General features: G+C 75.2%; 23 protein-coding genes. 12 read left to right on the top strand and 11 right to left on the bottom strand.

Annotated elements, in window-relative coordinates; genetic code table 11:
- The first annotated feature begins 137 nt into the window (after nucleotides 1-137).
- From ABD823_RS13245 to ABD823_RS13230, 4 genes are all read left to right on the top strand, one after another.
- Nucleotides 138-974, top strand: a complete 837-nt coding sequence (locus ABD823_RS13245) for an enoyl-CoA hydratase family protein (protein ID WP_344859262.1) — start codon at nucleotides 138-140, stop codon at nucleotides 972-974.
- A gap of 162 nt (nucleotides 975-1,136) precedes the next feature.
- The gene (locus ABD823_RS13240) at nucleotides 1,137-1,343 is read left to right on the top strand and encodes a hypothetical protein (RefSeq protein WP_344859261.1); all 207 of its coding nucleotides are present in this window, start codon (nucleotides 1,137-1,139) and stop codon (nucleotides 1,341-1,343) included.
- A 102-nt stretch (nucleotides 1,344-1,445) separates the two neighbouring features.
- A complete protein-coding gene (locus ABD823_RS13235; RefSeq protein ID WP_344859260.1) occupies nucleotides 1,446-2,297 on the top strand; it encodes a helix-turn-helix domain-containing protein in 852 nt (283 codons plus the stop codon).
- Nucleotides 2,298-2,362: 65 nt separating this feature from the next.
- Nucleotides 2,363-2,623: a hypothetical protein gene (locus tag ABD823_RS13230; RefSeq protein ID WP_344859259.1), complete on the top strand. Its 261-nt coding sequence runs from the start codon at nucleotides 2,363-2,365 to the stop codon at nucleotides 2,621-2,623.
- A gap of 166 nt (nucleotides 2,624-2,789) precedes the next feature.
- On the opposite strand, the gene ABD823_RS13225 is transcribed toward ABD823_RS13230, so the two are convergent.
- From ABD823_RS13225 to ABD823_RS13195, 7 genes are all read right to left on the bottom strand, one after another.
- Nucleotides 2,790-3,428, bottom strand: coding sequence for a TetR/AcrR family transcriptional regulator (locus tag ABD823_RS13225; protein WP_344859258.1), 639 nt, complete (start codon nucleotides 3,426-3,428; stop codon nucleotides 2,790-2,792).
- A gap of 89 nt (nucleotides 3,429-3,517) precedes the next feature.
- Nucleotides 3,518-5,524 (bottom strand): glycosyltransferase family 39 protein, encoded by a 2,007-nt coding sequence (locus ABD823_RS13220; protein ID WP_344859257.1) that lies wholly within the window; start codon nucleotides 5,522-5,524, stop codon nucleotides 3,518-3,520.
- Nucleotides 5,524-6,708, bottom strand: coding sequence for a bifunctional glycosyltransferase family 2/GtrA family protein (locus ABD823_RS13215; protein WP_425566604.1), 1,185 nt, complete (start codon nucleotides 6,706-6,708; stop codon nucleotides 5,524-5,526). Before ABD823_RS13215 ends, ABD823_RS13220 begins: the two co-directional genes overlap by 1 nt.
- Nucleotides 6,709-6,829: 121 nt before the next feature.
- Nucleotides 6,830-8,272 carry a HAMP domain-containing sensor histidine kinase gene (locus ABD823_RS13210; RefSeq protein WP_344859254.1) on the bottom strand — a complete coding sequence of 481 codons (1,443 nt, stop codon included), beginning with the start codon at nucleotides 8,270-8,272 and terminating at the stop codon, nucleotides 6,830-6,832.
- Nucleotides 8,269-8,982 (bottom strand): response regulator transcription factor, encoded by a 714-nt coding sequence (locus ABD823_RS13205; RefSeq protein WP_344859252.1) that lies wholly within the window; start codon nucleotides 8,980-8,982, stop codon nucleotides 8,269-8,271. Before ABD823_RS13205 ends, ABD823_RS13210 begins: the two co-directional genes overlap by 4 nt.
- Before the next feature lie 156 nt (nucleotides 8,983-9,138).
- On the bottom strand, nucleotides 9,139-10,680 hold the full coding sequence (locus ABD823_RS13200) for a phytoene desaturase family protein (protein WP_344859250.1): 1,542 nt from the start codon (nucleotides 10,678-10,680) through the stop codon (nucleotides 9,139-9,141).
- Between the two features lie 191 nt (nucleotides 10,681-10,871).
- Complete coding sequence (locus ABD823_RS13195; protein ID WP_344859247.1) at nucleotides 10,872-11,777, bottom strand: LysR family transcriptional regulator; 906 nt, start codon at nucleotides 11,775-11,777, stop codon at nucleotides 10,872-10,874.
- Between the two features lie 228 nt (nucleotides 11,778-12,005).
- Here ABD823_RS13195 and ABD823_RS13190 point away from each other — a divergent pair, with 228 nt between their 5' ends.
- The 3 genes from ABD823_RS13190 (at nucleotide 12,006) to ABD823_RS13180 (ending at nucleotide 15,646) form a co-directional block, all read left to right on the top strand.
- Nucleotides 12,006-12,944: a pseudouridine-5'-phosphate glycosidase gene (locus ABD823_RS13190; protein WP_344859245.1), complete on the top strand. Its 939-nt coding sequence runs from the start codon at nucleotides 12,006-12,008 to the stop codon at nucleotides 12,942-12,944.
- A gap of 7 nt (nucleotides 12,945-12,951) precedes the next feature.
- Nucleotides 12,952-13,983 carry a carbohydrate kinase family protein gene (locus ABD823_RS13185; protein WP_344859244.1) on the top strand — a complete coding sequence of 344 codons (1,032 nt, stop codon included), beginning with the start codon at nucleotides 12,952-12,954 and terminating at the stop codon, nucleotides 13,981-13,983.
- A 64-nt stretch (nucleotides 13,984-14,047) separates the two neighbouring features.
- The gene (locus tag ABD823_RS13180; protein WP_344859242.1) at nucleotides 14,048-15,646 is read left to right on the top strand and encodes a hypothetical protein; all 1,599 of its coding nucleotides are present in this window, start codon (nucleotides 14,048-14,050) and stop codon (nucleotides 15,644-15,646) included.
- A gap of 310 nt (nucleotides 15,647-15,956) precedes the next feature.
- On the opposite strand, the gene ABD823_RS13175 is transcribed toward ABD823_RS13180, so the two are convergent.
- Both ABD823_RS13175 and ABD823_RS13170 read right to left on the bottom strand, forming a co-directional pair.
- Complete coding sequence (locus tag ABD823_RS13175) at nucleotides 15,957-17,291, bottom strand: glycoside hydrolase family 6 protein (RefSeq protein ID WP_344859240.1); 1,335 nt, start codon at nucleotides 17,289-17,291, stop codon at nucleotides 15,957-15,959.
- A 170-nt stretch (nucleotides 17,292-17,461) separates the two neighbouring features.
- Nucleotides 17,462-17,881, bottom strand: coding sequence for a DUF6157 family protein (locus tag ABD823_RS13170; RefSeq protein WP_344859238.1), 420 nt, complete (start codon nucleotides 17,879-17,881; stop codon nucleotides 17,462-17,464).
- Nucleotides 17,882-18,018: 137 nt separating this feature from the next.
- Here ABD823_RS13170 and ABD823_RS13165 point away from each other — a divergent pair, with 137 nt between their 5' ends.
- Nucleotides 18,019-18,798 (top strand): Clp protease N-terminal domain-containing protein, encoded by a 780-nt coding sequence (locus ABD823_RS13165; protein ID WP_344859237.1) that lies wholly within the window; start codon nucleotides 18,019-18,021, stop codon nucleotides 18,796-18,798.
- A gap of 54 nt (nucleotides 18,799-18,852) precedes the next feature.
- Here the strand turns inward: ABD823_RS13165 and ABD823_RS13160 are convergent, their stop codons facing one another.
- Nucleotides 18,853-19,503 carry a DUF4232 domain-containing protein gene (locus ABD823_RS13160; protein ID WP_344859235.1) on the bottom strand — a complete coding sequence of 217 codons (651 nt, stop codon included), beginning with the start codon at nucleotides 19,501-19,503 and terminating at the stop codon, nucleotides 18,853-18,855.
- Between the two features lie 216 nt (nucleotides 19,504-19,719).
- Between ABD823_RS13160 and ABD823_RS13155 the strand changes: the two genes are divergently transcribed.
- The 4 genes from ABD823_RS13155 to ABD823_RS13140 all read left to right on the top strand — a co-directional run bounded on the left by ABD823_RS13155 (nucleotide 19,720) and on the right by ABD823_RS13140 (nucleotide 22,069).
- Complete coding sequence (locus ABD823_RS13155; RefSeq protein ID WP_344859313.1) at nucleotides 19,720-20,304, top strand: DUF4956 domain-containing protein; 585 nt, start codon at nucleotides 19,720-19,722, stop codon at nucleotides 20,302-20,304.
- Entirely contained in the window at nucleotides 20,301-21,107 is an 807-nt protein-coding gene (locus ABD823_RS13150; protein WP_344859233.1) for a polyphosphate polymerase domain-containing protein, read from the top strand. Before ABD823_RS13155 ends, ABD823_RS13150 begins: the two co-directional genes overlap by 4 nt.
- 266 nt (nucleotides 21,108-21,373) lie before the next feature.
- Nucleotides 21,374-21,583, top strand: coding sequence for a hypothetical protein (locus ABD823_RS13145; protein ID WP_344859231.1), 210 nt, complete (start codon nucleotides 21,374-21,376; stop codon nucleotides 21,581-21,583).
- 93 nt (nucleotides 21,584-21,676) lie between these two features.
- Nucleotides 21,677-22,069: a VOC family protein gene (locus tag ABD823_RS13140; protein ID WP_344859229.1), complete on the top strand. Its 393-nt coding sequence runs from the start codon at nucleotides 21,677-21,679 to the stop codon at nucleotides 22,067-22,069.
- A gap of 63 nt (nucleotides 22,070-22,132) precedes the next feature.
- Here ABD823_RS13140 and ABD823_RS13135 read toward each other — a convergent pair whose 3' ends face one another.
- A complete protein-coding gene (locus tag ABD823_RS13135; RefSeq protein ID WP_344859228.1) occupies nucleotides 22,133-23,287 on the bottom strand; it encodes an acyl-CoA dehydrogenase family protein in 1,155 nt (384 codons plus the stop codon).
- Nucleotides 23,288-23,294 lie beyond the last annotated feature (7 nt).

Raw genomic sequence — 23,294 nt, 5'->3', positions numbered from 1 at the left:
CCGGGCCGTCTGTCCCGGCCGGGGCCACCCCGGGGGCGGCGGGCGGCTACGGTTGCACCACGCGGGGGATCCGCGCGGCCCCGGGCGGGCCGCGGATCCCCCGGACGCAGGCATGTCCGATCGCTGGGAGGTCGACGATGAACACCGACGGTGGCTGGCCGGTGGAGCGGCTGGTGCGCAAGGAGGTCTCCGGCGGGGTCGCCACGATCACGCTGGACTCCCCGCGCAACCGCAACGCGCTGTCCGTGCGGCTGCTCGGCGACCTGGAGGACCGGCTCAACTGGGCGCTCGCCGACGAGAGCGTGCGGGTGATCGTGCTGACCGGGACCGGGCCGGTGTTCTGCGCCGGGGCGGACCTGAAGGAGCAGCGCGCCGAGCCGGGGAGCGCGCACGAGGCCCCGGTGACGGCCTCCTTCCCGGAGATCATGAGCATGATCTGGGAGAGCCCCAAGCCGGTCATCTGCCGGCTCAACGGCACCGCGCGCGCCGGCGGGCTCGGCCTGGTCGCGGCGTGCGACTTCGCGATCGCGCCGGACTCGGCGTCGTTCGCCTTCACCGAGGTGCGGCTGGGCGTGGTGCCCGCCATGATCGCGGTGACCGTGCTGCGCCGGATCGACCCCAGGGCGGCGGCCGAGTACTTCCTCACCGGCGAGGTCTTCGACGCCGCCCGCGCCCAGGAGATCGGCCTGCTCACCCGGGCCGTCCCCGAGCAGGAGCTGGACGCCACCGTCGCCCGCTACGCCGACATGCTGCTGCGCGGCGGCCCCGAGGCGCTGGCGATCACCAAGCAGCTGGTGCGGAGCGTGCCGGCCCTGCCCTTCGAGGAGGGCATGCGCCGGATGGCCGAGCTGTCGGCCCAGCGGTTCACCTCCGCCGAAGGGCAGGAGGGCATCGCCGCCTTCATGGCCAAGCGCCCGCCGTCGTGGGTGCCGGCACCGGAGGCCGCGGCGGACGGCTCCCCCGCCCTCCGCTGAGCCCTTCACGCCCGGTCCGGGGCGACCGTGACCGTCTGAGGGGAAGGTCCGTAGAACCACCCTGACAGCCGGAGTTTGATGATTTGTACGATCTTCCCCTTTTAATGCCTCTATGATTGCGCGCAATTGCAACATGAGACCCGCTCGGGGAAGGACTCGGCCATGCGTTTGCGGTTCCTCGGCTCCACGTCGGAGGCGGGCGCCTGCCCCTCCCTCTACGAGACCGACCGCGGCACCATCGTCGTCCAGGGGCTCCAGGTGACCGACCCCGCGGCCCTGGCCGACCTGCGGCACGTCCTGGACGGCGAGGGCGCCGTCGAGGTCCCCCGCGAGCTGCTGGTGGACATCGCCCGCCGCGTGCTCCCGTAGCCCTCCGCGGGCGTCCCACCTGTCGATCACGATTGGGACAAGCACGGTGGCATGATCCCCTCGCGGGGTCTACCCTCGTGCGGACCGCAGGCAGGAGGGCGCATGAGTGGGTTCCAGCAGGCCCGCATCGAGCTGGGCATGCAGCTTCGGCAGCTGAGGGAGGGGTCCCGGCTGTCGGGCAAGGAGCTCGCCGAGCGGCTGGGCTGGCAGGCGTCCAAGGTCTCCCGGATCGAGAACGCCCGGCAGACCGCGGCCGCGGACGACATCGCCGCGTGGGGGCGGGCCGTGGGGGCCGCCCCCGAGGTCGTCGAGGAGCTCGTCGAGCGGCTGGAGGGCCTGCTGGAGCGGCAGGACTCCTGGCGGCAGCGGCACCGCAGCGGCCTGGCGGCCCTCCAGGAGGACATCCGCGACATGGAGGCGCGGACCACGCTTTTCCGGGTGTTCGAGCCGGGCGTGGTCATCGGCCTGCTGCAGACCACCGAGTACGCGCGGAGCATCTTCACCCGCATCAAGCGGCTCTACAACGCGCCCGACGAGGTCGACGCGGCCATCCGGGTGCGCATGCAGCGGCAGGAGATCCTCTACGACCAGCGCCGGAGGTTCCGGTTCGTCCTGCCGGAGGCCGTGCTGCGCTACCGGCTGGCGCCGCTGGACGTGATGCGCGGCCAGCTCGACCGGCTGCTGGCCGTGACGGCGCTGCCGAACGTCGAGTTCGGCATCGTGCCCTTCACAGCTCCCCTCCCGTCCGCCCTGCTCAACGGTTTCTGGATCTACGACAGGGACCACGTGGCCGTGCCCACCCGGACCCGTGACCTGATCCTGCGCGACCCGGAGGACGTCGCCTTCTACGAGCGGGCCTTCGACGAGTTCTGCGAGGTGGCGGCCTTCCGGGAGGACGCCCGCGCGGTGATCGTCCAAGTCCTGGAGGATCTGTCCGGACAATCAGAGGAATAATCCAGCAATTGCTTGATTAGGTCGGCAATGTCGTGCAATCCTCGATGCGACGGAGGTGACGCACGATGCTCGACACGCTGTCCTGCCTGGAGCGGTTCGCCGCGGCGACCCGGTCGCACGCCGACCTGTCCCTGCTGCACGTGTCGCTCGGCGACCCCGCCTACGTCCGCGTCCGCAACCGGTTCAGCGAGAACCTGGCCGAGACCGTCACCTGCTCGCCGGACGGCGGTTTCATCACCTCGTGGGGCTACCGGCTCGGCGGCGCCGACGACATCGAGGGCGCCGCGGCCCGGCTGGCCTACCTCCTGGCCGCCCTGCCCGCCTGATCCCCGGTCCGCCCCGGTGCGACCGCTCCGCGCCCGGCCGGACGGACGCCCTCGCGAAGAGCCCGCCCCGGGTCCGCGCCCCCGGGGCGCCCCGGCGGCTCCCGGGGTCCCCGCGGGCCCCGGGAGCCCTCAGGGGACCGGTGGGCCCTTTTCCGGCGGCGGCGCCTCAGGAGGCGGGGAAGACCGACGGGTCCAGGCCGACCTCGCGGGCGGCGGCGACGCGCGCGTGGTGCAGCAGGCGGCTCCTGGACATGTTCCCGGCGTCCAGGGTGTAGCGGATGGCCAGCCCGTCGAGCATGCCGTCGAGGCGCTCGGCCGCGCCCTGGGGGTCGTCGCAGTCGAACTCCCCCAGCGTCACGCCCTGCGTGATCACCTCGCGGAGGATCTCGATCCAGGCGCCCTCGAACTCCAGCAGGATGGTCCGCACGTGCTCCTCGCGCACCCCGACCGCCCAGGCGTCGAGCCAGAGGATCCAGCCCTGGTCGTCCCGCGAGGCCGGGATGCACAGGCGCAGCACGCTGTCCAGCCGCTCCACCGCGGTCCCCGGCCCGTCGACGATCTCCCGCAGCCGCTGGATCTCCGACTCGGTCGTGCTGCGGAGCATCTCGGTGATGAGGTCGTCCTTGGTGGCGAAGTGGTAGTGGATCAGCCCACCGCTCACGTTGGTCGCCCTGGCGATGTCGGCGACGCGGGTGCCGGCCAGGCCCCGCTCCAGCACGACCTTCCGGGCGGCCTCGAGCAGCTCCGCCCGCCGCTGGTCAGCCTGGTCCGCGCGGCTGCCTCGCGCCCCTCCTCCGCTCTGCACGGCGCAAGACTACAGCAGCGCGCCCTCCCCGCCCGATCCCGATGGGACCCGTGGTCCCACCGGGATCGCAGGGGAGGAAGGGGATGCGGTCAGCCGCACCGGTAGAGGGGCTGCTCCCCCTCGGTCCCGCCGTACTCGGAGGCGGCGACGGCGGTGCAGTTGGCCCGCACCCACGCGTCCGCCTCGGAGGAGCCGCCGCCGGGGCCGCCCCGGCCGCCGCCGGGGCCGCCCCGGCCGCCGCCGGGCAGCACGTACCTGAGCCGGCCGGAGGAGACGAGTCCGGCGAGCCGGTCCGCGGTCATGGCGGGGTCGCTTCCGGTGAAGCCGCCCATCGCGATGACCGGCAGGCCCGTGGAGAGGATGACCGACGAGGCGCTCTGCGCGCTGCCGACCGCCAGCAGCCAGGTGGCGCCGTCCCGGTTCTCCTCCAGGTAGGCGATCATCTCCCGGCTCACCGACCCGCCGGGGCCGCCCCGCATCCCGCCGGCCCGGCCGGTGGCGGCGCCGCCGTCCTGCGGGATCCCGGTCCCGCCGTCCTGCGAGGCCCCGGTCCCGCCGGACGGCGGGGCCCCGGCGTCACCGGCGGACCCCTCCGGCATGCCGTACGGTGCCCCGCCGGGGTCGCCCGCCCGCGTCCCGCCGGGGCCCCGCACGCCGCGGAAGCCTCCGGGACCGCCCGAGCCGGCCGGGCCCGCGGTCGGGTTGGTGCCGTTGACGGGCGAGCCGAGCGGGGTCACCGCGTAGGCGGCGGGGCCCGCCAGAGCGGCGAGCATCCCGGCGGCCAGCGCGACCGCGGCGATCCGCAGCCTGACCCGCCGCCCGAGACGGGCCGCGACCAGCCCGAGCGCCGCCACCGCCGCCGCCCCGGCCACCGCCCAGGCCAGCCAGGGCACGAACTCGGGGGTGCGCCGCAGCACCGTGAACGACCACGCCCCGGTGGCCGCGATCCCGGCCGGCAGCGCCCAGGCCCAGGCCCGGGACTCCCGGTACGCCTGCCACATCAGCACCCCGCCGGTGCCGGTGAGGGCGGCCACCGCCGGGGCCATGGCGGTGGTGTAGTACGGGTGGAAGGTGCCGCTGGAGAAGCTGAAGACCAGATAGTGCACGACCAGCCAACCGCCCCACAGCAGCAGGCCCGCGCGGGCGCCGGCCGGGGAGCGGCGGGCGGCCAGGACCAGGCCGCAGGCCAGGGCGAGCACCGCGAAGGGCAGCAGCCACGAGATCTGCCCGGCCATGACGTCGTTGAACAGGCGCCCGGCGCCGGACTCGCCGCCGAAGCCGCCCCCGCCGCCCCGGCCGTTCTGCCCGAAGACCCGGCCCAGGCCGTTGTAGCCGATGACCAGGTCCCGCACGGAGTTGTCGGTGCTGCCGCCGATGTACGGCCGGCTCCCGGCGGGCCACAGGTCGACCACGAGCATCCACCACCCGCTGGAGACCGCCAGGACGGCGCCCGCCGCGAGCAGGCGGCCGATCCGCCGCGGCACCGTGCCCGGCGCCAGGGCCAGGTAGGTCAGGGCGAGCGCGGGCACCACCAGGTAGGCCTGGAGCATCTTGGTGTTGAAGGCCAGCCCGACGAGGGCCGCCGACAGGAGCAGCGTGCGCGTCCGGCCGGTGCGGACCGCCTCCAGGCAGCACCAGGCCGCCGCCACCAGGAGCAGGACGAGGATCGTGTCGGGGTTGTTGTCCCGGTTGATGGCGACCGTGATCGGGGTCAGCGTCATCACCAGGGCCGCGACCGTCCCGGCGGCGTGCCCCGCCGCGCCCGGCAGGCCGCGGCGCACCGCCGAGTGCACCAGCGCGACGGAGGCGACGCCGCAGACCGCCTGGGGCAGGAGCATGCTCCACGTCCCGAAGCCGAAGACCCTCGCCGACAGGCCCATCACCCACAGCGCGAACGGGGGCTTGTCCACGGTGATGAACGACCCGGCGTCCAGCGCCCCGAAGAAGAACGCCTTCCAGCTCCGCGTGCCGGACAGGATCGCCGCCGCGTAGTACTCGTTGGCGTGGCCGTTGCGGCCGAGCGCCCAGGTGTACAGGACCGCGGCCGACGCGAGCACCGCCCAGAGCGCGGGCCGCGCCCAGCGCGGGGCGGCCATCACCCGTTCCCCCGCACGCGGCGGGGGTGGAAGACCCAGGAGCGCAGCAGCAGGAAGCGCACCAGGGTGGCGAGGGCGTTGGCCGCGACGACCGCGGTGATCTCCGCTGCGGTGGAGGCGTCCGGGACCAGCAGGTCCAGCAGGGCCAGGCCGCCGCTGCTCAGCGCCAGGCCGAGCAGGAAGGCCAGGCCGCCCTCGAGCTGGTGGCGCAGCGCCCCGGCGCGCCCGGTAACGCCGAAGGTGAAGCGGCGGTTGGCCGCGGTGTTGGCGACGGCGGTGACCAGCAGGGCCAGGCCGTTGGCGGCGACCGCGGGCGTCACCGTCCGCAGCAGGACGAACAGCACCAGGTGCGCCAGGGTGGAGACCACGCCGATGACGGCGAAGCTCGGCAACTGGCGGGCCATGCCGGTGGGCAGCCGGGCGTCCCTGACGCGCGGCGGGACGGGGAGCCCGGCCGGGCCGGACAGGGCCCTGCGCGCCACGCGGGCCATGCCCTTCAGGTCGTCCACGACGGTCCTGGCGATGTCCACCCGGCTGTCGGGGTCGTCCACCCAGTCCACCGGCACCTCGTGGATGCGCAGCCCGTGCCGCTCGGCGAGCAGCAGCAGCTCGGTGTCGAAGAACCACTCCTCGTCCTCGACCGCCGGGAGCAGCGCCTGGGCGACCTCGGTGCGGACCGCCTTGAACCCGCACTGGGCGTCGGAGAAGCCCGCGCCCATCGCCCCGCGGAGCAGCAGGTTGTAGGAGCGGGAGATGAACTCCCGCTTCGGCCCCCGGACCACGTTCGACCCCCGGGACAGGCGGGTGCCGATGGCCAGGTCGCTGTGGCCGGACATCAGCGGGGCCACCAGCGGCAGGAACGCCCTCAGGTCCGTGGACAGGTCCACGTCCATGTAGGCGACCACGTCCGCGGAGCTGGCCGACCACACCCGGCGCAGCGCCCGGCCCCGGCCCTTGGCGTCCAGGTGCACCGCGTGCACGTGCGGCAGCTCCCGGCACAGGTCCTGCGCGATCCGCCAGGTCGCGTCGGCGCTGGCGTTGTCGGCGACGGTGATGCGGAAGCCGTACGGGAAGGTCCCGGTGAGATAGGCGTGCAGGCGGCGGATGCTCCCGGCGAGCACCCGCTGCTCGTTGTGGACCGGGACCACGACCTCGACCAGGCGCGTGCGCGCCGGCGCGGGCATCGTCAGCCGGTCCGGCGCCGCCCCCCGCGGACGGTTGATCTGCTCTGTCATGCCCTCAGGCTCGGCGGGAGATCTTGGGCGAGTCTGAGGCGGTCGTTAACGGCGGATGAGAAACCCGGGATCAGATCCCGCCGGCAGGCGCGGGACGGCCGGGCAGGCGGAGCCTGGCGACGGCACCGCCGCCCTCGGCGTTCTCCAGGGCGACCTCGCCCCCGGCGTCCCGTACGGCCTGCGCCACGATCGCCAGCCCGAGCCCCGACCCCGGCATGCTCCGCGCCGAGGGCGAGCGCCAGAACCGGTCGAACACGTAGGGCAGCTCGTCCGGGGGGACACCCGGGCCGTGGTCGCGGACGGTCAGCTCGCCGCCGCGCAGCCGCACCACCACCGGGCCGCGCTCCGGCGCCCGCCCGGGCCCGTCCGCCGCGCCGCCGGGCCCGTCGCCGGGGGCGTCCCCGGGCGGGGCGCCGGAGAACTTCACCGCGTTGTCGAGCAGGTTGACCACGGCCCGCTCCAGCGCGCCCTGGTCCCCCTGGACGTACCAGGGCTCGAGCCGGACCTCGATCGGCAGCCCGCGGGCGCGCAGGCGGGCCCGGCCCACCGCCGCCTCGACGACCTCGTGCACGGCGACCTCGGTGCGCCGGGCGTGCTCGCTGCCGGCGCGGGAGAGCTGGAGCAGGTCCCCCACCAGCGTCGACATCTCCTCGAACTGGGCCTTGAGGCTCGTCAGCAGCCTGCGCTTGGCCGCGGGCTCCAGCGGGCGCCCGGAGTCCTCGCTGCGCAGCAGCAGGTCGACGTTGGTGCGCAGGCTCGTCAGCGGGGTGCGCAGCTCGTGCCCGGCGTCGGCGATCAGCCGCCGCTGGCGCTCCCGGGACCCGGCCAGCGCGGCGGTCATCGCGTTGAAGGACGCACCGAGCCGGGCGAGCTCGTCGGTGCCCTCGACCGGGATGCGGGTGCCGAGGTCCTCGGTCCTGGCGACGTGCTCGACGGCGCCGGTCAGCCGCTCCACCGGGCGCAGCGCGGTGACCGCGACGATCCGGCCCGCGCTGGCCGCGCCCAGCACGCCGACCGCGGCGACCCCGGCGAGGATCCAGGCGAGGGCGGCGAGCGTGGACTGGAACTCCTCCAGCGACCGCGCCTCCATCACCGCCAGGCCGCCTCCGAGGCTCTGGACCGCCACCCGGACCTCCTCCCCGTCCGCGCTCGCCCCGTCCCTGACCGTCCGCGCCCCCGCGACCGCCAGCGCCAGCTCCCGGTCGGCGGGCAGCACCTCGATCGCGGTGCCGCCGACGACGCACACGCCGCCCCGGGCGTCGATCACCTGCAGCAGCAGCCGGGGCGGGAGCGGCTGCTGCGGGGCGCTCGGCTGCGCGCCGGTGCAGAACCGGTCGATCCACGCCCTCTCCTGCGGTCCCTTCGGGACGCGCAGGGAGCGGTCCACCTGGTCCAGGAGCTCGGCGCGGACGATGAACCAGCAGGCCCCGGCGCACACCGCCACCGCCACCGCCACCGCCGTGGCGGCCAGCGCGGTCAGCCGCGAGCGCAGCGAGCGCGGCGCCGTCCTCACGGGGTGGCCCGCAGCACGTAGCCGACGCCCCGGACGGTGTGGATCAGCCGCGGCAGGCCGCCCGCCTCCGTCTTGCGCCGCAGGTACATCACGTAGACGTCCAGGGAGTTCGACGACGGCTCGAAGTCGAAGCCCCACACCTCGCTGAGGATCTGCTCGCGGGTCAGCACCTGCCGGGGGTGGACCATGAACAGCTCCAGCAGCAGGTACTCGGTCCGGGTCAGCTCCAGCGGGACGCCCGCCCGGGTGACCTCCCGGCCGGCGGTGTCCATCCGCAGGTCGGCGTAGACCAGCACGCCGGAGCCCGGGGGCCCCGGCGGCGCGCCGCCCAGGGCGCCGCGCCGCAGCAGCGCCCGGACGCGGGCCAGCAGCTCGTCCAGCTCGAACGGCTTGGCCAGGTAGTCGTCGGCCCCGGCGTCCAGCCCCGAGACGCGGTCGCCGACGGCGTCGCGCGCGGTGAGCATGAGCACCGGCACGTGGTTGCCGGCCGCCCGGAGCCTGCGGCAGGCGGTCAGCCCGTCCAGCCGGGGCATCATCACGTCCAGCAGCACCAGCTCGTACGGCTCGCGCTCCAAGACCTCCAGCGCGGCCTGCCCGTCCCCGGCCAGGCCCACCCGGTACCCCTCGTACTCCAGGCTGCTCTGCAGGGCCTCCCTGAGCGCGGGCTCGTCGTCCACGACCAGCACCCGCGCGGCCTCACCGTCACCCATGCCTCCACGGTAGGGACCCATCATGAGAAGTCCGTGAGGAGGACGGGCGCCCCCGGCGGAGGGTCCCGGCGGCACGGCGCCGCGCCGCCTCGGGGCGGCGCCCCCGGACCGCGCCCGGCGCGGCGGCGCGGCCGGTCACGCGCTCAGGACACGCGCTCAGGACAGCAGCGCCATGGCGGCGTTGTGCCCGGGGATGCCGCTGACCCCGCCGCCGCGCCGCGCGCCCGCGCCGCAGAGCAGGATCCGCTCGAACCCGGTCTCCACCCCCCACCTGCCCGCCTCGCCGAACGGCCAGGACAGGTCGCGGTGGAAGATGTGCCCGCCGGGCAGGCCGGACTCGTTCTCCAGGTCCACCGGGGTCTTCGCCTCCAGGCAGGGCCGGCCGTCCGGGCCGCGCAGCAGGCAGTCCTCGATCGGCTCGGCGAGCACCCGGTCCACCGAGCCGAGCGTCGCGCGCACCGCCCGCTCCCGCGCGCCGTCGGGGTCGGCGCGGAACAGCCGGGCGGGCATGTGCAGCCCGAACAGGGTCATCGTGTGGGCCCCGGCCGCGCGCAGCTCCGGGCCGAGGACGGAGGGGTCGGTCAGCGAGTGGCAGTACACCTCGGCCGGCGGCAGGGCCGGGACCGACCCCCGCGAGGCCTCGACCCGGGCGCGGGCGAGCTGGTCGCGGCCCTCGTTGATGTGGAAGGTGCCGCTGAACGCCTCCGCCGGATCGACCTCGGGGTCCTTCAGCCGGGGCAGCCGGGAGAGCACCATGTTGATCTTCAGCTGGGCGCCCTCGGGCACGGAGGGCTCGGTGCCGAGCAGCCGGGCCAGTACGGCGGGCGGCACGTTGGCCAGGATCCGCTCGCCGGTGACCGTGTGCTCCCCGGCCCCGTCGCGGAAGACGACCTCCCCCGAGGGGCTGACCGCCACGACCTCGGCCCCGGTGCGGATCTCCGCACCCGCCGCCCGCGCCGCCCCGGCCAGCGCCCCGGAGACCGCGCCCATCCCGCCGACCGGGACGTTCCAGTCGCCCGTCCCGTCGCCGATCACGTGGTAGAGGAAGCAGCGGTTGGCCAGCAGCCCCTCGTCGCGCGGGTCGGCGAAGGTGCCGATCAGGGCGTCGGTGAGCACCACCCCGCGCACCGTGTCGTCGGCGAAGCGCTGGTCGACCACCTCGCCGATCGGCCGCTCGAACAGCTCGCGCCAGGCCTCGCGGCCCACCAGGTCGCGCATCGCGCCGCGGCTCATCAGCGGTTCGAGCAGGGTCGGCGCGACCCGGGAGGCGACCTCGGCGGTCATCGCGTAGAAGCGGCCCCAGGCGTCGAAGTCGGCGTTCCCGCCGGTGACCCGGGCGAACGACGCGGCGGTGCGCTCGGCGTCGCCGCCGTCCACCAGCAGGCCGGTCTCCCCCACCGGGGTGTAGGAGGCGTACCGGCGACGGCGCAGCTCCACGGCGAGCCCGAGGTCCTTGACGATCTTGGACGGCAGCAGGCTGACCAGGTAGGAGTAGCGCGACAGGCGGGCGTCCACCCCGGGGAATGCCTGCTCCGAGACGGCGAGGCCGCCCACGTGGCCGAGGCGTTCGAGGACCAGCACCCGGCGTCCGGCGCGGGCGAGGTAGGCGGCGGCGACCAGGCCGTTGTGGCCGCCTCCGGCGACCACGACGTCGTAACGGGAACGGAGCATGGCGGCGTCCAGGGGGTCGGAGGGCATCGGGGGGAAGGGGGACGGGACCGGGGAGCCCGCGGGGCCGCTCCCCGGCTAGAGCCCGGTCTGCCGGTGCGGCTTGGGACGGAGCACGCTCGACACCTCGGCCGACGTCATGGCCGCGACCCTATACCGAAAAAGACAAATCGGTCCATAGTCCCCAGAGGGCCCGAAGGCGGCCCCCGGGACGCGCGCGCTCAGGCCCGGGACGCGCCGAGGGCGATCGCCATCAGGACCGCACCGGGACCCGTGGGCGGGCGCCCGCGGCGCCAGACCGCCCGGAGCCGGCGCCGCAGGTCGATGCCGCCGGTCGCCACCTCGACCAGGCGGCCGGTGGCGAGCTCCGCCTCGACCGCGTAGGCGCTCAGCACGGCCGGCGCCGAACCCTCCCGGGCGGCGCCCTTGACCGCGGTGTTCGACCCCAGCTCCAGCCGCGGGGCCGCGACGGCGTGACCGGCCAGCGCGCGGTCCAGGGTCTCGCGGGTGCCGGAGCCGCGCTCCCGGACCACCAGCGGGGTCGCGGCCAGCTCCGCGGCGAGCAACGGGGTGCGGCGGCGCGCCCACGGATGGTCCGGAGCCGCCACGACCACCAGCCGGTCGGCGGCCACCGCACGCCAGGCCAGTCCCTGCGGTACCGACGGCCCCTCCACGAACCCGAGCTCGATCCCGCCGATCTCCCCGCCGACCAGCCGGGCCACCTCCGCCGAGTTCTGCACCTCCAGCCCGACCTGGACCTGCGGCAGGCGGCTCTGCAGCTCCCCCAGCCAGCGGGGGAGCAGGTACTCGGCCACGGTCATGCTGGCCGCGATGTGCAGGTGCGCCGCCCGCGCGTGCCGTACGGCCGCCGCCCCGCGCATCAGCTCCTCGGCGGCCGCCAGCACCTGCGCCGCCCAGGCCGCGATCATCGCTCCCTGCGGGGTGAGCGTGGAGCCGCGGGGGGTGCGCTCCAGCAGGGTCAGGCCGAGCCGGCGTTCCAGCAGCGCGATCCGCTTGCTCGCCGAGGGCTGGGCGATGCCCGCCGAACGGGCGGCCTGCCCCAGGCTCCCCAGCCGCTCGACCTCGACGAGCAGGCGCAGTGACTCCAGGTCGGGCAGGGCGCTCATAGCCCCAGGCTATGGCCTGACCCGGTGCGGCGGGTGCCCCGACCGCCCGGATCCGCGCGGTCTGGCGGCCGATGCCTTTACAACGTAGATTCTTTACGTGCCCACCGGGAGGCCGCCGAGTGGACGCCGCAGCATCATGCCCGTAACGTGATTTTTTGCAGGGAAACAACCATTTACCCCGCTCAGCCCGGCAGGCGCCCCTCCCGACCTAGGAGACAGAACCCGCTCATGCCTACCACCCAGCAGCCGACCGACACCGTGATCCGCCCGTCCGACGAGGTGGCCGAGGCGCTGGCGCAGGGCGCCCCGGTCGTGGCGCTCGAGTCCACGATCATCTCGCACGGCCTGCCCCAGCCCCGCAACCTCGAGGTCGCGGCCGAGCTGGAGGAGATCGTCCGCGAGGCGGGAGCCGTCCCCGCGACCATCGCGGTGCTGGACGGGGTGGCGCACATCGGCCTGGACGCCGCCGGGCTCAAGCGGATCGCCACCGAGCCGGGCCTGCGCAAGCTGGGCTTCCGCGACCTGCCCGCCGCCGCGGCGCTGCGGGCCAGCGGCGCCACCACGGTCTCGGCGACCTCGTTCCTGGCCGCCCGGGCGGGCATCCGGGTCTTCGCCACCGGCGGCCTCGGCGGCGTGCACCGAGAGTGGACCGCCACCCAGGACGAGTCGGCCGACCTCGACATGCTCAGCCGTACCCGCATCACCGTGGTGTGCGCGGGCGTGAAGTCGATCCTGGACGTCCCGGCGACCCTGCAGCGGCTGGAGACCAAGGGCGTCACCGTGGCCGGGTTCCGCACGGACGAGTTCCCCGGCTTCTACCTGCACACCTCCGGCGAGCCGGTCGACTGGCGGCTGGAGACCCCCGAGGAGGCCGCAGGCGTCATGCGCGCCCAGGACGCCTTCGGCGGGCCGGAGACCGCGCTGATCGTCGCCAACCCGGTGCCCCGCGAGGAGCAGCTCGACCCGGACCTGCACGACCGCGTCCTCGCCGAGGCCCTGGCCGCGGCGGAGCGGGAGAAGGTGACCGGCCAGGCGATCACCCCGTTCCTCCTCGGCTACCTGGTGCGCGGCACCGGGGGCGCCTCGCTGGAGGCGAACCTCGCCGCCGTGCGCGGCAACGCGCGCCTGGCCGGGCGGATCGCCCTGGCCTGGAGCAGGGGGGCCTGAGCCGCCCATGAAGGGCCCCGGGAGAGGCGCCGCCAAGGGCCGCGGCAGGGCGCCCGCGGCGGAGGGCGCCGCGCACGCCCCCTCCGCCGCGGGCGGCAGCGGCCTGCTGGTCATCGGCGACGTCGTCACCGACGTCGTCGCGCTGCACGGCCGGACGGGGTTCGCGGGCCTGGCGGCCGGCACGGACACCGCCGCCGACATCGTGCTGCGCCCGGGCGGCTCGGCGGCCAACACCGCCGCCTGGGCCGCCCACCTGGGCGCCGACACGCGGCTGCTGGCCCGGGTGGGCCACGACACCGGCGAGTGGCACGAGGCCGAGCTGCGGCACGCCGGGGTCCGGCCGCACCTGCGGACCGATCCCGAGCAGCCGACCGCCGTGGTGATCGCCATAGTCGACGCGGCCGGGGAGCGGACCATGCTCACCAACCGGGGCGCGGGCGGGCGCATCGGCGTCGGCGACTGGGACCCCGCCCTGCTCGACGGGGTCGCCCACCTGCACCTGTCCGGATACACGCTCTTCGCCGAACCGGGGCTGCGGCTGGCCCGGCTGGCGCTGGCCGAGGCCCGCCGGCGCGGCCTGTCCAGCAGCGTCGACCCCGCCTCCACCGGGTTCCTGCGGGCCTTCGGGCCGCAGCGGTTCGTGCAGGAGACGGCGGAGGCCCGGCTGGTGATCCCCAACCTGGACGAGGCGCTGCTGCTGACCGGCGAGACCTCCGCCGAGCGCGCCGCCGAGCTGCTCAGCCTCAGGTACGGCGCGGCGGCGGTGAAGCTCGGCTCCGAGGGCGCCGTGCTGGCCAGGCAGGGGCGCCCCGTCGCGCGGGTGGCGGGCCTGCCCGCGCGGGCCGTGGACTCCACCGGAGCGGGCGACGCGTTCGCCGCCGGGCTGCTGACCGCCCTGCTCGCGGGGGCGGATGACGAGGCCGCGCTGGCGGCGGGGAGCCGGGCCGGAGCCGAAGCTGTTACGGTCATCGGTGGCCGTCCGCGTATCCTACGGTCTGATCTGGGTTCCACCGAGCTTTACCCTCATAGGGCCAATTGATAGCTTGCGGCGTAGGCTGCACCATTAGCCACATGCGTCACTTTGGGGAGGTTGCGGTCAACCGATGGACGCCGAGTCATCGATCTGCCTGAGTGATCTGGTCCCGGCCCTGCGCTGGAGTCGCCAGCAGCAGGTCGCCGAAGCCCTCTCCGACCCCCGCCTGCCCGCGGGCTGGTGGTCCTCCGTCACGCTCCCCAAGGCCCTCGGCACCGCCGGGCTCGACTGGGTCTGCGACCGGCTCGCCCGGCTCTCGGTCTCCCGGTGGGAGCACCTGCCGCTGAGCGACGTCCTCCCCGCGCTGCACGTGCACACGGTCGACCCCACCCTGCCCGGCTGGCCGGAGCCCGCGCGCTCGGCCATCACCGGCCTGGGCGGCTGGTCCCGGCTGCGCCGCCTGACCGCGGGGGACCTCACCGGCCCCGCCGTACCGGCCTCCCCCGAGGTCGTGGTCACCGCGATGTTCCGCGAGGTGCTCGGCCGGATCCCGGGGATCACCGAGCAGGTCGCCGCCCCCGCCGCACAGGCCGCCGCCCCCGCCGCGGTGCCCCCGCAGGCCGCCCCTGCCGCTCCCCCGGCGCCCGCGCCGGCGGCCCCGCCCTCCGTCGACATCAGCGAGTACCCGCTGGTGCGCCTGGTGGACAACATGTTCCGCGACTGGGGCCCGCTGGAGCGTGCCGTCGCCGTGGACCGCCTGTTCGCCGTCGACCCGATCAGCCTGCGCGCCCTGGCGCACAAGCTCAACGCCGACCTCGGCGCCCTGTCGGCGGCCCAGCGCGCCGCCGAGGAGCGCATCCTGCTCTGGCTGCGCTCCTCCGAGTCGGCCCCGCTGACCGGCCACATGTTCGGGCTCACCGAGTGGCTGGGCGCGGCCGCCACCGAGGAGCAGCTCATCGGGGCCGACCCCGCGCACCCCGTCGAGGTCCCCACGCTCCGCACCCCGCTCTGGCGGGTGCTGGTCACCCTCATGCCCGACCGGCGGCTCCAGGACGGCTGGCTCGTCGTCGGCGACCTGGGGAGCCTGCGGGAGCGGACCCGCCGGCTGCTCGCGGGCAAACCGGCCGACGCCGATCTCTTCGCGCTCATGGAGCACCAGCTCGGCATCCGCACCCACTCCGCGCAGGCCTGGCTGGACGCGCTCACCGCCTCGGCCGCGCAGGAGGAGACCGCGGCGGCCGCCTCCGGCGGGGGCGCCGAGCAGCTGCCCCGCCGTACGCCGGGGGCCAACGGCCACCACCGCGGCGGCCAGCCCGTCCCGCAGGTCAACACCGCCTCGATCGACCCCCGCGCGGCCCTGGCCACGCTCTCGGCGCTGTCCGGGGGCGGCCGGCCGCATCTGATCACCAGCCAGCGCGAGAGCACTCCGATGCCGCCGCCCAACCCCGCGACCGACCCGAGCCGCTGGCAGCGGATCGAGGTGACCAGCGAGCACCTGCGGGGCGCTCCGGTGGCCGTGCCCGAGGGGTACGCCACCCGGCTCGGCATGCGTCCCGGCACGCTGCTGTCGGTGACCGGCCCCGGCGACAACGCGGTGGTCCTCGTCTGGCGGGACCAGCCGGTCTTCGACTCGCTCCAGCCCGTGCTGATGCGCCTGAACGCCCGGCCGGGCGACCAGGTCTACGTGACCGTGGACGGCTACCGGCTGGAGGCGCAGCTGCCCAGCTGACGGCCGGAGCCGGCGCCGGCCGCCCCGCACGCGCGAGGGCCGGGCGCCGGCGATGCGGCCGATGAGCGCGGTCCGGTCGTCCGCCCCGCACGCGCGAGGGCCGGGCCCGCCGGTGTGTCCGGCGGGCCCGGCCTGTGAGATGTCGCGGGGTGCCGCGGGGCCGGACCGGGGCGTGCGGTCCCCTGGTGGTCGCGGCCCCGCGGAGATGGAACGGTACGGCCCGCGGGGATGCGCGTCGGACACGGACCGTACCGGGTCGTGCGCTCCGCCGCCCGCACGGGCGGCGGAGCGGTCCGCGGTGCCCGCCGGGTCAGGCGGCGGAGCAGCTCACCGAGGAGGGCGAGCCGCCGCTCCCGGTGCCGGTGAACCCGAAGGAGGCCGAGGAGCCGGGGGCCAGGCCGCCGTTGTGGTCGGCGTTGCGCACCGTGACGTCGGCCCCGCTCTGGGTGTGCCGGCCGTTCCAGAGCTGGGTGACGCTCTGGCCGCCGGGGAAGGACCAGCGCACCGTCCAGCCGGACAGGGCCGCGTCCCCGGTGCTCTTCACCGTCACCTCGGCCTGGAATCCGCCCTGCCAGGAGTTGACCAGCCGGTACGTCGCCGTGCAGGCCCGGCCGCCGATCGGCGTGGAGCTGGGGGTCACCGTCGGCGTCACGGTCGGCGTGACCGTGGGGGTCGCCGTGGGCGTCGAGTCCGGGGCGGCCATGGCCAGCTCGTAGGCGCGCTGCGGGACGAACTGGCCGGCCCCCGCGATGCAGCCGTCGGCCTCGCCCGGCAGCTTGATCCAGAGGAACGCGTCGATCATGGAGTCGCCGGTGTTCGTCGTGCTCGGCGTGCCGATGGCCCGGCCCGCCGGGTCGCACCACTCGCTGCCGGCCGGGCCGTTGCCGTTGCGGCTGGTGTCGATCACCGCACGGAGGCGGGAGACGCCGGTGGCGGCGATGACGTTCTTGGCGTAGGCCACCTCGGTGGAGGTCCAGCGGTAGTTGGAGACGTTGAGCGAGATGCCGTCCGCGCTGTCGGCCACTCCGGCGGCCCGCAGGCGGGCCGCGGCCTCGCCCGCGCTCAGCCAGCCCGAGTGGCCGATGTCGAAGTAGACCTTCGCCTGGCCGGAGGCGGCCTTCAGCTTCCTGCCCGCGTACGCCATGGAGGCGTTGACCTCCTGCTGCTGGGCGGAGCTCATGCAGTTGGTCATGATCGGCAGGACGTCCGGCTCCAGGACGATCGCGGCCGGGCGGCCCTGCAGGCCCGCGGCGAACTCGTCGATCCACTGCCGGTAGGCCGTGTGGCTGGGCGCGCCGCCGGTGCTCGCGCCGCTGCAGTCGCGGTTGGGGATGTTGTAGACGACCAGGATGGGCGTCTTGCCCGCGGCCGCCGCCGCGCCGACGAAGGAGGAGACCTGCGAGCGGATGGTCGAGGTGTTCGTCGTGGTGAACCACCGCCCCTGGGGCACGGAGGCGATCCGGTCCCGGATGACGGGCGTCCGCGAGTCGCCGGGGTTGGCGGCGACCCACTTGGCCGCGCTGGTCTCCGGGTCGACGTAGAAGGACGAATCCGCCGCGGACGCTCCGGCGGCCAGCGACACCGCGGCGCAGGAGGCGGCGACCAGGGCCGTGCACACCGTCGCCAGGATGGACTTTCTTGACATCGAACGGGCTCCTTAGGGGGTGATGTGGGAGCGCTCCCAAAGTAGCCGTCCGCCTCCTGCCGACCTAGCGGGAGCCGCTCCCCCACCCTCCGCGCGAGCCTCTGAGCTGCACGGACACCGAAGTCCGAGGATGAAAGTTTCAAGGTCCCTGCCGCCGGCACGGGCCGGGGTCAGCGGCGGGCCGAGCGCATGGCCCTGCGGACCGTGACACCCGGGACCGAGCCGCCGGCGATCCTGCGGTACTCCTCCGACTCCACCGGGCACAGGGTGATGCGGCCCCGCGCGTCGAAGAGCAGGCCCCAGCCGTACCGCTTCGGCAGGGGTGAGGCCCGCAGGCAGGCGCGGGGCCCGGCGAAGAAGCGCTCCCGCAGCTCGGCGCGCTCGGCCCCCGACGGCTCGCCGAGCCCTTCCTGGCGGCGGAGCCAGGTCTCGAACAGCACGTCCTCCTGGGTCAGCGCGCCCGGGTTCTCCGCGAGCATCGCGAACTGCACGGCGGCGACCGTCTTCCCGCCTCCGGGCGGCACCACCGCCCGGTCGACCGGGCAGTCCTCGGCCACCGCGATGAGCGTGTCGTAGTAGTTGAGGTCCACGGGGAGATGATGCCGCTCCGGGGCGGGCGGGGCCACGGCGGGGGACGGATCCGGCGGGCCCCGCAGGGGCCGGCCGGATGCGCGGAATCCGTCAACCACAGGTTGACGCACGCGGCGCGTCAACTTATGGTTGACGCATGACTGATGACATCCGGCCCACCCCGATGAAGCACCACGTCCGGCTCGACGATCTGATCGAGGCCATCAAGAAGGCCCATCCCGACGTGCTGGACCAGCTCTCCGACGCGGTCATCGCCGCGGACCACCTCGGCGAGGTCGCCGACCACCTCATCGGCCACTTCGTGGACCAGGCACGGCGCTCGGGCGCCTCCTGGACCGAGATCGGCAGGAGCATGGGGGTCAGCAAGCAGGCGGCCCAGAAGCGCTTCGTGCCGAAGGACCCCGGCGCCTCCGATCTCGATCCCGAGCAGGGGTTCGCCCGGTTCACCCCCCGCGCCAGGAACGTCGTGGCGGCGGCGACGAACGAGGCCCGGACCGCGCGCAGCGCCGAGATCGGCCCCGCCCACCTGGTGCTGGGGCTGCTCAGCGAGCCGGAGGCGATCGCCGCGCGGGTGATCAACGCCCGGGGCGTGTCGTCGGACGCCGTACGGCAGGCCGCCGCCGCGGCACTGCCCCCGGCGGCCGAGCAGGCGCCCGACCTCGTCCCGTACGGCCAGCAGGCGCGCAAGGCACTGGAGCTCACCTACCGGGAGGCCCTGCGGCTGGGGCACAACTACATCGGGACCGAGCACATCCTGCTCGCCCTGCTGGAGCTGGAGGACGGCACGGGCGTGCTCTCCGGCCTCGGCCTCACCAAGGCCGCCGCCGAGGCCGAGGTCGCCGAGGCCCTGACGGCCGCCGTCGCCGCCCTCAAGCAGGAGGCGGAGGACCCCGGGACCGCCCGCGGGCAGGGGTGACCCCGGCGGGCGCCGCCACCGGACGGCATGCCCGCGGGACCCGCGGGGGTTCCGCTACCGGCGCGGGCGGTGCCAGGCGGTCACGCCCAGCCGCCCGGTCGTGCCGAGGTCCACGGTCCGCCGCACGGTGTGCGCCGCCCTCCCCTCGGCCGGGGCGATCCTCAGGTAGGCGCCCCGCGCCGGGGGCGCGGTGGAGCCCAGCAGGGTGTTCCGCCAGACCAGCCCCGCCACCGCCGTCTCGCCGGGAGCCAGCGTCAGCGGCCGGGGAGGGGCGTCGAAGCCGTCGATGAGGGCGATGGACGACGAACCCTCGGCGACCTCGACGTCGAGCGGCCTGCGCTCGCCGTCGAGGACCTGCAGGACGGGGTAGCCGTTCAACCGGTAGGGGCGGGTGCCGCAGTTGACCAGCTCGACGGAGAGCGCCCGCAGCCCCATGGCGGCGTCGGTCCCTCCCACCGTGACGGCGACGTCCCGCCCGGTGCAGCGGGCGGCCGGGGCGGGCGCGTGGCCCGGCAGGGCGGGGAGCGGGGAGTGCGCCGTGGAGGCCGCCGCGGGGAGCGGCCGAGAGGGCAGCGCGGTGCCCCCCGGGAGCGCGGCCTGCGGCGGTGCCGCGCAGGCGGTGAGCACCGCTCCCAGCACGCCCGCCGCGAGCGCCCCGGCGCAGGCGGTGCGCACGCGGCGGCTCCCGTCCCGCGTAGAGGTCATGTCCGCATCCCCCCGCTCCGTTCCCGACCGTCCGATCATGCCATCCGGCCGCGGTCCCCGGCGGCGCCGTCCTCCGCCGGGGACGGGGAGTCGATGAGAGCGTCCTCACGGACGGCTCACAGGGCGTTCACCCGGCCCCCCGAGTCTGTTCATCACCACGGGAACGGACGGAACGGAGGGACCGGCGTGCAAGCGACGACGATCCTCGGACTGGTCATGGACGCGGCGGCCGTGACGGTGCTGGCCTACGCGCTCTACTACCGCAGGCACCACCGGCGTGACCTGCTGTTCGCCTATGTCGCGCTGAACGCGGGGATCTTCGCGGTGGTCTCCCTGCTGCTGGTGCAGCGGGTCGACCTCGCGGTGGGGTTCGGGCTGTTCGGCGTGCTGTCGATCATCCGGCTGCGCTCGAACGAGATCACCCAGGGTGAGATCGCCTACTACTTCACGGCGATCGCGCTCGGACTGGTGAACGCGCTCGCGGCCGGATGGCCGCTGACCGCGCTCGTGCTCGACGCGGTCCTGCTGGGCGTGATCTACGTCGCCGACCACCCCCGGCTGCTCGGCCGCACCCGCCGCCGGGTGGTGACGCTCGACGTCGTGCACGCCGACCCGCGGGCGCTCCGGGCGGACCTGGAGAGCAGGCTGCGCGTCCCGGTGCTGGAGTGCGCCGTGCAGGAGGTCGACTACGTCCGGGACACCATGGTGGTCGACGTCCGCTACCGGGAGGCGCGGGAGGGCCGGTCCGCCGCCCTCCCCCGGCCGGGCCGCTGCCACGCCGGCGCGGGCAGGCCGGCGTGACGCGGGCCGACGCGCTGCTCGCCGGTGTCGCGGCGGGGCTGCCCGCCGTCGGGCTCGCGGACGTGCCGGCGCTGATGTCGCGCGTGGACCGCAAGTACGTCGTCCCGGTCTCCGTGATGGCGCGCCTGGCCGCCGAGCTGGGCGACGACGTCGCGGTGCTCCGGATCGGGACGCGGCGCCAGTTCCGCTACAGCTCGACCTACTTCGACACCGGCGACCTGCTGACCTTCCGCCAGCACCGGCAGGGCCGCAGACGCCGGTTCAAGATCAGGACCCGGACCTACCTCGACGGCGGCGGCCGCTGGCTGGAGGTCAAGCTGAGCGGTGCGGGGCGGGGCACCGACAAGCACCGCATGCCGTACGGGAGCGGGCCGGGCGACGCGCTGACCGGCGAGGCGCTGGACTTCGTCTCCGGCACCCTCCGCGACGGCCTGCGCCTGCCCCTCCCGGACGGGCTGGAGCCGGTCCTGACCACCGACTACCGGCGGGTCACCCTGGTCGACCGGCGCGGGGCGGCCCGGGTGACGTGCGACACGGGCCTGGTCTGCCGCGACGGGACCGGTACGGCACGGGCCCGGGGCGACCACGTCCTGCTGGAGTCCAAGTCGTGCGGGGGCGGGAGCGGGGTGGACGCGGTCCTGCGCGGCCTGGGCGTGCGCCCGGTCGGCGTCAGCAAGTACTGCCTGGGGGTGGCCCGGCTCCGCGGCGCCCCGGCGAACCCCTGGCACGCCGTGCTGCGCCGCCTCTTCGAGGACCGGCCCGCCGCCCCCGCACCGGGGAGGGCTGCGGCCCGCAATCCGTGACGGGATGCCCGCCGCCCCGCCCTTCCCCCGCTTTCCGCGCCGGCCGGGAAGACCGGGGAAAACCGGAGAAGGCCGACAGACCGCAAGACACCCGGCCGCGGACCGCGCGGGAATCCCCGGCGCGCCGCGGCCGGGAGTCGGCCGCGCCGATGCGGGCAATTCCCGGAACCCCCGGCCGAACGGCGCTCGTTGGTCCGCATGACGGCCTTTCCCGGAGGCGCCCATGCAGTCACCGCAGGATCTCCCGGATCCGCTTCGACGGCCTCGTGCACCAGCTGGCCGGCCTCGACGTCGAGTCGCTCGGCGTCCCCGTCGTCTGGCCGGACGCGGACGACCGGGAGCGCTCCGGAGAGCCGATCACGGTGGGCGTGCCGTGGGGCGCGCTCCACATGACCGCCGTGGCGGGCCGTCTCTTCTCCGAGCTCGGCTACCGGGTGGTCGCGGCGGACTGGCTGACCGTCCGCAACGCCCGCTGACGGCCCCGCGCGGCCGGAGCCCCCGCCGGCGTGCGCCCGCCGTGCCGCCGCCCGCCGTGCCGCGGGCCTCCGGAAGGGCCTACGATCACCAGGATGCGGATCGATCTGGTCACGGTCGTGGTGGACGACTACGACCGAGCCATCGCGTTCTTCACCGGCGCCCTGGGCTTCGAGCTGGCCGAGGACTCGCCGTCCCTGACGAACGACGGCCGCCCGAAGCGGTGGGTCGTCGTCCGCCCGCCGGGCGGCGGGACCGGCGTCCTGCTCGCCCGGGCGGACGGCGAGCGGCAGCGCGCCGCCGTCGGGGACCAGGTCGCCGGGCGGGTCGGCTTCTTCCTGCGGGTGGACGACTTCGAGGCCGCCCATGCGCGGATGGCGGCGGCCGGTGTCGAGTTCGTGACCGCGCCGCGCACCGAGCCCTACGGCCGGATCGCCGTCTTCCTGGACGTGGCGGGCAACCGCTGGGACCTGCTCGGCCCGGCCTGAGAGGGGCGCCCGGCGGGGGCCGGATCGCCGCTCCGGCCCCCTCACCACCGCGCGCACCCCAGGTCAGAGGTCGGACAGGCCCAGCTCGCGGGCGATCAGCATGCGCTGGACCTCGCTGGTGCCCTCGCCGATCTCCAGGATCTTCGCGTCGCGGTAGAAGCGCCCGACGGGGTACTCGTTCATGAAGCCGTACCCGCCGAAGATCTGGGTGGCGTCGCGGGCGTTGTCCATCGCCGCGTTGGAGGAGACCAGTTTGGCGATGGCCGCCTCCTTCTTGAACGGCTCGCCCGCCAGCATCTTCTCCGCGGCGTGGTAGTAGGCCAGGCGGGCGGTGTGCGTGCGGGCCTCCATGTCGGCGATCTTGAACTGGATGGCCTGGTAGTGGCCGATCGGGTGGCCGAAGGCCTGGCGCTCGCGGACGTAGCGCAGGCACTCGTCCACGCAGCCCTGGGCCAGGCCCACGGACAGGGCGGCGATCGCGATGCGGCCCTCGTCGAGGGTCTGCAGGAACTGCGCGTAGCCGCGGCCCCGCTCGCCGAGGAGGTTCTCCGCGGGGACCCGGCAGTCGGTGAAGGCCAGCTCGCGGGTGTCGGAGCAGTTCCAGCCGACCTTGGAGTACTTCTTGGCGACGGTGAAGCCGGGCGTGCCGGCCGGGACGAGGATCGTGGAGATCTCGGGGCGGCCGTCCCCGCGCCGCCCGGTGATCGCGGCCACGCCGACCACGCCGGTGATGTCGGTGCCGGAGTTGGTGATGAACGCCTTCGAGCCGTTGATGACCCACTCGCCGCCGTCGAGCACGGCGGTGGTGCGCATGCCGCCCGGCACGTCGGAGCCGCCGCCCGGCTCGGTCAGGCCGAACGCGCCCAGCATCTCGCCGCGCGCGAGCTTCGGCAGCCAGCGCTCGCGCTGCTCGGCCGTGCCGAAGCGGTAGATCGGCATGGCGCCCAGCGAGACGGCCGCCTCCACGGTGATCGCCACGCTGGAGTCGACCCGGGCCAGCTCCTCCAGGGTGAGGCAGAGCGCGAAGTAGTCGCCGCCCATGCCGCCGTACTCCTCGGGGATGGGCAGGCCGAACAGGCCCATCTGGCCCATCTGGCGGACGATGTCGTAGGGGAACTCCTCGCGCTCGTACAGCTCGCCGATCACCGGGGCGACCACGTCGCGGGCGAACGCCTCGACGGTCTTGCGCAGGTCTTCGTACTCTTCGGTCAGCTTCATCGCTGCG

Origin of the sequence: Planomonospora alba (assembly GCF_039534085.1) — a bacterium.
Lineage (GTDB): Bacteria > Actinomycetota > Actinomycetes > Streptosporangiales > Streptosporangiaceae > Planomonospora_B > Planomonospora_B alba.
Note: the sequence above shows the minus strand (reverse complement) of the source record. Positions and strands in the feature narration are given on the sequence as shown.